This window comes from Deinococcus cellulosilyticus NBRC 106333 = KACC 11606 (assembly GCF_007990775.1).
Taxonomy (GTDB): domain Bacteria; phylum Deinococcota; class Deinococci; order Deinococcales; family Deinococcaceae; genus Deinococcus_C; species Deinococcus_C cellulosilyticus.
This window is the reverse complement of the sequence record NZ_BJXB01000096.1, coordinates 1-628: the sequence shown is the minus strand read 5'-3', so window position 1 is coordinate 628 and position 628 is coordinate 1. Positions and strand designations below refer to the sequence as shown.

At 61.8% G+C, this 628-nt stretch carries 1 protein-coding gene; it reads right to left on the bottom strand.

What is annotated here, in order from left to right:
• Positions 1-628: extracellular solute-binding protein (locus DC3_RS28850; RefSeq protein ID WP_146892312.1), on the bottom strand; the 628-nt coding region annotated here is incomplete at both ends.

Below are 628 nucleotides of genomic sequence, written 5' to 3'. Positions count from 1 at the left end.
CGGGTGCCTGGAGGAACAGCGCCCCAGTTGCCTTTCTCTTTGGCGACCAGCTGGATGTACTCCTTGGAGGTGGCCCAGGTGATGAACTTGAAGGCTTCCTGCTCGTGGGTGGTGCTCTTCGGAATCGCCAGCGACCAGATCCACAGCCAGTTGCTCCCTCTCGGGGTTCCCGGTCCGGTCGGGCTGTTGGCAAAGCCCACACTGTTCACCACCTTGCTCTGTGCCGGGTCGGTCACGAACCCTGCAGCCACCGTGGCATCAATCCACATCCCGCACTTGCCCTGAGAGAACAACGTCAGGTTCTCGGTGAAGCCGTTGGAGGTCACCCCGGGAGGGCCGTACTTCTTGATCAGGCCGGTGTAGAAGGTCATGGCTCGCTTCCAGGCGGCACTGTTGACCTGGGCGTTCCAGTTCATGTCGAACCAGCGGCCCCCGAAGGTGTTGACCACCGTGCCGAAGACGGCCATGTTTTCACCCCAGCCGGGGAGGCCTCTGAGGCAGATGCCGTACTGGCCCTTGTCGGGTTTGTGCAGGGCTCTGGCGAAACGCTCGATCTGCGTCCAGGTGGGTTTGACGGGCATTTTCAGTCCGGCCTGCTGGAACAGGTCCTTGCGGTAGAACGTCATGC